A 6,806-nucleotide genomic window follows, 5' to 3' on the forward strand; every position below is an offset into this window, starting at 1 on the left:
CGCATCAGCCGGAAGGGCGGTGCTGTTGAGCGCACCTGCGTTCAGCGGCAGGGATTTCGTCGTGGCCGGGATGTCGGCCACCACCCAGTGCCAGAAGCCACTTCCGGTCGGCGCCTGCGGGTCGTACATCGAGATGACGAAGCTCTTCGTCCGCGTCGGGAAGCCGGACCAGGAGAGTTGCGGCGAGATGTCCTTCCCACCAGGTACTCCGAAGATGCCGGACTGCTGGGGTGTCGGCAGCGGCCGGCCCTTCCGTACAGTCTGGCTGGTGACCTTGAACGACGGGACCTTCGGGAGGTACTGGTACGGGTTCGGACCGTGCCGCAGGAACTGTTGCTGGGCTTCGGTGTCGCTGACTGCCTGACCTGCCTGACCTGCTGTCGTGCCGCTTGCCGAGTAGGCGGACGTGGCGGCCAGCGTTACGCCGACGGCTGCGATCGCCGCGGAGATCATGATCCTGCGTTTCATTTGCTGCTCACTCCTGGATGGGTTGTGGTGGTGCGATCCGCCATCTGCTGCAGGAAGTCCGCGACTCCCGCTCGGATCGGTGGTGTGCCGGGCACGACGTGGCCGCTGGAATGGTCCAGCACGACGGGTGCTTCGAACTGCCTCGCGAGTGCTTGCGAATCGGCGGGAGCGACGATCGGATCGGACCGGGAGATCAGGTGCAGTGATGGCAGGCTGAAACTCTGCTTCGCGGCGAACAGCGCGGCATGCCGCGGGGAGTCGCTGCGGAACCCGCTCGCCATCATCGCGAAGTCGAACGACAACGGCTGCTCGTCGGAGACGCGACCGTCAGGTGCGCGCATCCCGACCAGGAGGGCGGTGAGGGCCGCGCCCTGACTGAAACCGAAGACTCCGTCGAAGTGCGGCTGCCGCTGGAAGAGCTCCACGGCCCAGTCCCGGGTCCGTTCCCAGCCTCGGAAGTCGAGATGCCACCAGCCGAAGTCGCCAAGGGCGAGCGACGGCGCGTCCACGAAGACGAAGTCGGCTCCGACATCCAGGTCCTGCACCAGCGGTCGCATCTGCCGGCGCAAGATTTCGGCGCTGCCGTGGTACCCGTGCAGGCAGAGCAGCCTGAGTTCTCGCATCTCCACTCCAGCTCGATCTTGGGTCGACGTTCGCCGAATCGGTGAACTGACATCGATCCTGCCCGCGGCAGATCCACAAGTCCAACAGATAGAAAGTCTGGTTACGATAACCTGAGTGCATGACAATCACCTTGCGTCAGTTGGAATACTTCGTGACGGTGGTGGACGAGGGCTCGTTCACGCGGGCCGCGCAGATGCTGCATGTCAGCCAGCCGGGGTTGTCCCACCAGATCCAGGCCCTCGAGCGTGAGCTTGGCGGTCCGCTGCTCGAACGACTGCCCCGTCAAGTGCGGCTGACACCGGCCGGCCGCACGGCGCTGCCGCATGCGCGGGCAAGCCTTGCTCACGCCGAGCGGACCGGTAGTGCGGCGCGGAGGGCCTCCGGCGTCGAGACCGGCGAACTGCACATCGGCACGCTGTTCTCGATCAGTGTCGGAGTGATGCCCGGAGCTCTGCGAATCTGGCGTCAGCAGTACCCCGAGCTCCAGGCGCATCTGGTCGAGTTCCGGCACACCAACGACCTGATCGCGGCGATGGAGGCCGGCCAGGCGGATGTCGCGGTCGGCCCGACACCGGCAGCCTGGGACGGGCCGGCGCGCGAGATCGGAGTGGAGGAGTTCGTCATCGTCGCGAGCGCCGACACTGACCTGGACAGCAAACCGCCCAAGGTCAGGCTGGCAGACCTCGCCGACTGCGACTGGGTGCACTTCACCTCGCCGAGCGGCCTGGCCGACATCCTCGATCAGGCGTGCCGCGCAGCCGGCTTCAGCCCCAAGGTCTCCGTTCGCACCGAACAAAGCACCTCAGCCCTGAACCTGGTCGCCGCCGGCCTCGGCATCGGACTCGTCCCCGCCAACGTCATTCCCCCACACTTCGAAGGCGTGGTCCTCCGCGCCGACCCCGAGGTCCGCCGGCCGCTATCGGTCTACACCCGCGTCAAACCAGACCCGATCACAGCCGCCTTCGTCGCCGCGATAGCCGACGAAACCCTAGTAATGCCACCCCACGTCCGCACCCGCCTCAGCGGACCAGCTCAGCAGGGATGATCCGGTTACCTGACAATGGTCAGGCCGCTGAACGCTTGGCGGGGCGGACCAACTCTGCCGGTACGATCCGGACGGGGAACGGAAGCTCAGCTTCGAAGACGTCGTCGGCCTTGACGATTGCTCGCTCGACGTACCTTCCATCGGACAGTTCGAGGACGGTGAGCACTTCGGTCTCTGGATCGAAGAGCCAGTAGGAGGCGACTCCGGCCTGTTCATAGACGCCGCGCTTGAGTAGCAGGTCCTTCATCCGGGTCGAAGGCGAAAGGACTTCGACGGCCAGCAGCAGTGGCTTTTCGATCCACCTCGCCCCGACATCCTCTGGGTGGCACACGAGCAGGTCAGGCTGGAGAGACCGCTCGCTGGTGGGTCTGTAGTGGAATGGTGCGCTGAAGATTTCCAGGTCGTCAGGGCAGACGAGCTGGAGTTTGAAGCCGAGTTTGAACACCGCCCGCTGATGGATCGCCAAGGGGGCAGGTGTCACCAGGAGCATCCCGTCGACCAGTTCGCGCTGCATCCCGTCGTCAGGAATCGTGTCGAGGTCGGCCAGCGTGTAGTCCCGTGGCTCAAGTGTCAGCACGGCTCCCATGGTGCCTCCTTCTCGGTCATCGGACCAGCATTCTGACGTTGCCTCGACCCCGACAGGCCAGATCCAGATCTGCCCCGTGCTGCCCCGGATGGCTCATGGTGTGAGCTCGGCTGGAGTGAGCTGGATGGGGAAGGGGAGGGTGGTGGTGAAGGTTTCGTTGCCTTGGATTACTGCTTGGCAGGTGTAGCCGGTGGGGGTTAGGGCGAGGGCGGTTAGTTCTTGGTTGTGGGGGTCCAGGAGCCAGTAGGACTGGACGCCGGATTGTTCGTAGAGGGCGCGTTTCAGTACTACGTCTGTGGTGCGGGTGGAGGGCGAGAGGACCTCGACGGCCAGCAGGAGCGGGTGTTCGACGTACTGGGGACCCGCGTCGGCGGAGCGGCAGACGAGGAGGTCGGGGCGGAGAGAGAGGCCGCGGGTCGGGCGGAAGTCCAGGGAGCCGACGGCGACCAGGTGGTCCGGTGGGCAGGCTTGTTTGAGCTTGACCATCAGGCCGACGACAGCCGCGTGGTGAAGCGGTCCTTGGACACCGGTCACCAGCAACCTGCCGTCGACCACCTCGTACCGCCGGCCGTCGCGCGAAGGTCTTCGCAGGGTCCGCAGGTTGTCGATCACCCGTCAAGCATCGCGGAAACGGGCGGACCGCCGCGGGACTTATCCACAGCCGTCAAGTTCAGGGAGCGATCGGGTTCTCGAGGGTGCCGACGAACTGGAGGGAGTTCCCCACGTCGGTGAGGTCGACCATGTTCTGGTTGTTGCGGAGTTGCAGCCGGTTCAGGCAGGACAGCGCGAACTCCGGCGCGAAGATGTCGTACTTCGCGAACGCCTCCGCCAGTTCCGGGGTCGCCGCCTGGTAGTCGCGCACGGCCGACTCCACCACGGACCAGAACTCCTCCGGCGACAGCAGCCCCTCCGCGTCGAGCAGCGGTGACAGGAACCGGAAGATGCAGTCGAACACGTCGGTGAAGACGGACAACAGCTTCTCGTCGTCCGGCACGGTCGCCCGGATCCGCTCGGCATCCGCGGGGAGTTCGGTCGCCGGGTTCAGTACGGCGATCTCCTCCGCGATGTCCTTCATGATCACCCGGACCGGCACGTCGTCACGCAGTACGAGGATCAGGTTCTCGCCGTGCGGCATGAAGACCAGCTCGTACGCGTAGAAGCAGTGCAGCAGCGGTACTAGGTAGGCGTCGAGGTAGGTCCGCAGCCAGGCCGATGCCGACAGGCCCGACGACCGGATCAGCGCGGCCGCCAGCGACGAGCCGTGCCTGTCGACGTGCAGCAGACTCGCCATCGTGGCCAGTCGCTCGTCGGGCGCTAGCGACTCCACCGGGCTCTCCCGCCACAACGCGGACAGCATCTTCCGGTACGGCGAGGTCTTGGGAGTCGCCGCCTCGTAGTACGTGTTGTGGTAGCCGGCCGCGGCGATCTCACGGAGTACAGAGAAGTCGTAGCGCTTCAGGACCACGTCGTTCTCGACCAGGCCGTACACCCAGTCGTTGATGGCCGGGGTCTTCTCCATGTACGTCGGGGACAGGCCGCGCATGAACCCCATGTTCAGCACCGACAGTGCGGTCTTCACATAGTGCCGCTCGGGGTGGGACCGGTTGAAGAAGGTCCGGATCGACTGCTGCGCCTGGTAGTCGTCGTCGCTGGTGCCGACATAGATGATGTGCCGCTGCGCGATGTCCGCCGCGAACGTGATCGCCGTCTTGTTCTCCCACTGCCACGGATGCACTGGCATGAAGTGGTAGTCGGCCGGGTTGGCTCCGGCCGCCCGGATCCGCTCCGCGAAGCGCTGCAGCACTCCTGTACCGAGCTCCTCCCGCAGGAGCGCGTCGTACGTGATCGTCTCGCTGTGGGAGATCGTCGTACGGTCCTTGTGTACTGCGAGCCACGCGAGCCAAACAGGTTGACCCGCCTCGGGCGCGAAGGCTCTGTAGTCCGCCACGCCGAACCCGAGTCGCCCGTTGTTCGCCACGAAGCACGGGTGGCCCTCTGTCATCGCGGACTCGATCGTCTGGAAGTCCGCGGTGACCAGGTCGCTCGCCGTGAGGTCGGCCTTGGCCAGCTTGTACGCCGTACTCGCCAGCGTGCTGCTGATCTCCTCGAGATACACCGGGAGCATCTCCGCACCAATGCCGAGCTGCTGGTGGAACTCAGTGATGAAGTCCAGCCCGTCGACCGGAACCTCCTCGCCGTCACGGGTCCGGGTGATGCTGGCCGGATCCACTTCCCAGTGGTTCAGCGGGTAGCGCCCAGCCTCGAAGTAGTACTGGCTCTCGGCACTGGAGACCTGGTAGCCCTTGCCGGTGGCAACTGGTTCGAAGAGGCGTTCGTGGATGAACTCCGCGAGCGCCTTGCGGACCAGCGCGCGGTTGGCAACGGCCCAGCTGTCCGGGTGGAGGTGTGCGGTCAGATCGGTCATAGTCACCCTGCCTCGTTCATGTGGACGGCCCGGTAGCGGGCCTCGGCGTACTGGTCGCGGCTGCAGAAGCTCAGCCAGGCCTGCTTGTCCGGCAGGCGCACGATGCTGTGCTTGCGGAAGCCCATCCGCTCGTTCAGGGCCTGGATCTTGGTGTTCCGGATGTCCGGCTCGACCACCACGCGATCCACCAGCGGGTCGCTGAAGAGGAAGTCGAGGATCGTCTCGAACACCGCCCCGGTGAATCCCGGCAGCCGGTGGCCAGGCTCAGCCGGAGCGACCAAGACGTGCATGCCGATGTCACCCGGGGACGGGTCGTAGACGGTGCCCACGGCGTCGTCGGCGGGCCCGTAGCGCTCCATCAGGAAGGCGGGCCGACCGTCGTGCTCACCGAGGAACGCCCGGTGGTGATCGGTCCGCTGGATCCGCAGGTACTCGTTGTGGACGTCCTCGAGCGTGGCGTTCACCATGCCCCAGTAACGCGCGTACGGCTGGGTGACCCAGCTGTGCAGGGCGGGCACATCGCGGTCGAGGTCGAGCGGGCGGAGGCTGAGGGTGCCGACGCCGGCGGCGAAGCGCCGGAAGGTCGGCTGCTGGGGCAGTGCTCGGGTCATGGCGGAGTCTCTGCTTTCCGGTGGCATCACAAGCGGGCGATCCTGTTAGCTAAGGCTTACCTTAGTAGACAGTCGCCCCTACGCCGAATCAGGTGCTGGCGCGGCTTGCTGAGCGGGGCATCCTCGAGGCGGAGGAGGGCAAGGTGCTCGGGCTGTTCCCGGTCACTCGCTGGCCGGCCAAGGACGCGCGGCACGAGGGGCAGGTGCGGAGCGCGCTGGAGAACGTGCTGAAGCTCGGCACCCAGCCGGACTAGCGGATCGGGTCGCTGATCGCGCTGCTGAACGCACTCAAGGTGGTGCCCAAGATCGTCACCGACGCGGTGGACGAGAAGGCGCTGAAGCGCCGGGCGAAGGAGATCTCGGAGTCCGCGTGGGCGGCCGACGCGGTGAAGGCCGCCGTCGACGCCATGCAGGCAGCCGTCACCGCCGCGATCGTCGTCAGCGTCACCGCCGGCGCCTCCGCCTCCAACTCCTGACGCAAGAGCCCTACTCGGCCTGGCAGTTGGCCTTGCAGAGTTTGTCCATCAGGCTCAGGTGGGCGCCGGGCTCCTCGCTGTCCACCTCGACCGACCAGTCGACCTGCCAGTCACCGGCGGTGGTCTGGGCGGCCGGCTTGCCCGCTTGCTGACCGAACCAGCTGGTGATCTGCGATGACTGGGAGATGTGCGCGACCTGCAGCACCCGAGGCAGGTCCTTGGCAATCGCGGCTGTTGCCGTCTGCGCAGGACCCGCGGAATGCAGTGAGACCACAGGCGGACGCTTGTGGGTCCCCGTGAGGACCCACACCGCCACCGGCCCCGCAGTACAGATGGCGTAGGTGCCGTCGTTGCCGCACTTGTAGCCGGCACCGGACAGGCCCGCCACCACGTTGGAGGCGTTGAGGTCGGGCAGCGCCACCGGTGTAGTGCTCGGCGTCGTCACAGGCTCCACGATCGGGGCCTGTGTCTCTTTGGCTTCGTTGCCGGTGCTGGAGTTGCTGGAACAGGCCGTAGTACTGGCGAGCAGGGCAGTGCTCACCAGGGCGACGGCGATCCGCTTCAGACCGGC

The 6,806-nt window shown here is 66.2% G+C and carries 8 protein-coding genes and 1 pseudogene; 2 read left to right on the top strand and 7 right to left on the bottom strand.

Going from position 1 to position 6,806, the window contains the following annotated elements; genetic code table 11:
• Together VFG33_RS10265 and VFG33_RS10270 are read right to left on the bottom strand one after the other, a co-directional pair.
• Window positions 1–468 (bottom strand): YbhB/YbcL family Raf kinase inhibitor-like protein (locus VFG33_RS10265; RefSeq protein WP_325024869.1); only part of this gene is annotated, 468 nt, incomplete at its 3' end.
• On the bottom strand, window positions 465–1,091 hold the full coding sequence (locus VFG33_RS10270) for a putative serine hydrolase (protein ID WP_325024871.1): 627 nt from the start codon (window positions 1,089–1,091) through the stop codon (window positions 465–467). The genes VFG33_RS10270 and VFG33_RS10265, both read right to left, overlap by 4 nt.
• A 119-nt stretch (window positions 1,092–1,210) precedes the next feature.
• Between VFG33_RS10270 and VFG33_RS10275 the strand changes: the two genes are divergently transcribed.
• Entirely contained in the window at window positions 1,211–2,137 is a 927-nt protein-coding gene (locus VFG33_RS10275; RefSeq protein WP_325024873.1) for a LysR family transcriptional regulator, read from the top strand.
• 19 nt (window positions 2,138–2,156) lie between these two features.
• Here the strand turns inward: VFG33_RS10275 and VFG33_RS10280 are convergent, their stop codons facing one another.
• The 4 genes from VFG33_RS10280 to VFG33_RS10295 all read right to left on the bottom strand — a co-directional run bounded on the left by VFG33_RS10280 (window position 2,157) and on the right by VFG33_RS10295 (window position 5,759).
• Window positions 2,157–2,723 (bottom strand): Uma2 family endonuclease, encoded by a 567-nt coding sequence (locus VFG33_RS10280; protein WP_325024875.1) that lies wholly within the window; start codon window positions 2,721–2,723, stop codon window positions 2,157–2,159.
• A gap of 93 nt (window positions 2,724–2,816) precedes the next feature.
• Complete coding sequence (locus VFG33_RS10285) at window positions 2,817–3,335, bottom strand: Uma2 family endonuclease (protein WP_325024879.1); 519 nt, start codon at window positions 3,333–3,335, stop codon at window positions 2,817–2,819.
• A 58-nt stretch (window positions 3,336–3,393) separates the two neighbouring features.
• A complete protein-coding gene (locus tag VFG33_RS10290) occupies window positions 3,394–5,148 on the bottom strand; it encodes an IucA/IucC family protein (RefSeq protein WP_325024884.1) in 1,755 nt (584 codons plus the stop codon).
• Window positions 5,149–5,150: 2 nt separating this feature from the next.
• Entirely contained in the window at window positions 5,151–5,759 is a 609-nt protein-coding gene (locus VFG33_RS10295; protein ID WP_325024880.1) for a GNAT family N-acetyltransferase, read from the bottom strand.
• A gap of 92 nt (window positions 5,760–5,851) precedes the next feature.
• On the opposite strand from VFG33_RS10295, the pseudogene VFG33_RS10300 reads away from it, so the two are divergent.
• Window positions 5,852–6,235, top strand: a pseudogene (locus VFG33_RS10300) (GPP34 family phosphoprotein).
• 10 nt (window positions 6,236–6,245) lie between these two features.
• Here VFG33_RS10300 and VFG33_RS10305 read toward each other — a convergent pair.
• A partial coding sequence (locus VFG33_RS10305) for a hypothetical protein (RefSeq protein WP_325024882.1) occupies window positions 6,246–6,806 on the bottom strand: 561 nt, incomplete at its 5' end.

The organism is Kribbella sp. (assembly GCF_035687465.1).
Classification (GTDB): domain Bacteria; phylum Actinomycetota; class Actinomycetes; order Propionibacteriales; family Kribbellaceae; genus Kribbella.